A 1130-nucleotide genomic window follows, 5' to 3' on the forward strand; every position below is an offset into this window, starting at 1 on the left:
AGGTAGTAGATCGACACGCCGAGCAAGGCGAGGCCAGCAACCAGCATGCCGGTGATGGCGCCCGATTTGAACGCGATGTCGAGGCCGGCAGCGAGACTGTTCGATGCGGCCTGCGCCGTGCGAACGTTGGCGCGAACGGAGACATGCATGCCGATGAAGCCGGCGGCGCCTGAAAGCACCGCTCCGATCAGGAAGCCGATCGCGGCGGTGATGGACAGCAACCACCAGGCGAGCACGAGGACGACGACGCCAACGATGGCGATGGTGGTGTACTGACGCGCCAGATAGGCTTGTGCGCCCTCGCGGATAGCCGCGGAGATTTCCTGCATGCGTGCATTGCCCTGATCGGCCGCAAGGACCGAACGTGTCGCCCAGATGGCGTAAAGGATTGAAAGCAGGCCGCAGGCGATGACGGCGGAAATAATTGTCATTGCCGGATTTTCCTCGATTGATGGCCCAAAAGAACCCCTCCCTGGGCCGTTGAGACAAAGACCGGATTCCGAGCACGGAATCCGCCTCTTCGCAGCGGTGTATGCGAAACAGGGCTGCGAACGTCAAGATATTGTTCGGTTTTTGCCCGGCTTTCGCCCAAATGGTTGGGACCAGGCGGCGGCTGCCGTCAGCACCCTGCGATTAGATCGATTGAAATTAGCCCTGACGCAGGGCGTGGCTACTCTGCCTCCCGGCCCATCCGGCGCGCCGTGTAGCGCTCTATGGCCGACAGGCCGTCATAGATCAGCACGGCAAGGGCTGCCACGATCAGGCCGCCCTGCAGGATGAAGGCGAGATTGTTGGATAACAACCCGGCGATGATCACTTCGCCCAGCGTTTTGGCTGCCACGGTCGAACCGATGGTCGCCGTGGCAAGGCTGATCACCACCGACAGCCTGATGCCGCCGAGAATGATCGGGGCGCTGAGCGGCAGCTCGACCTTGGTGAGCCTTTGCCAACCGGTCATGCCGGCGCCGCGCGCCGCCTCGACGACGTTGGCAGGTAGCGTCGTCAGGCCGGTCAGCGCGTTCTCGAAGATCGGCAGCAGGCCATAGAGAAACAGCGCGATCAGTGTCGGCTTCTCGCCGAAGCCGACGGCCGGCACGGCGAGTGCCAGCACCGCCACGGGCGGAAAGGTC

Annotated in this window: 2 protein-coding genes; both read right to left on the reverse strand. The window is 63.1% G+C overall.

What is annotated here, in order from left to right; all coding sequences use genetic code 11:
• Nucleotides 1-431 (reverse strand): sodium/proton-translocating pyrophosphatase (locus EN994_RS32495; protein ID WP_206530560.1); only part of this gene is annotated, 431 nt, incomplete at its 3' end.
• A 239-nt stretch (nucleotides 432-670) separates the two neighbouring features.
• Nucleotides 671-1130: ABC transporter permease (locus tag EN994_RS32500; protein ID WP_164746478.1), on the reverse strand; the 460-nt coding region annotated here is incomplete at its 5' end.

Source organism: Mesorhizobium sp. M7A.F.Ca.CA.002.09.1.1, assembly GCF_003998555.1.
Lineage (GTDB): Bacteria > Pseudomonadota > Alphaproteobacteria > Rhizobiales > Rhizobiaceae > Mesorhizobium > Mesorhizobium ciceri.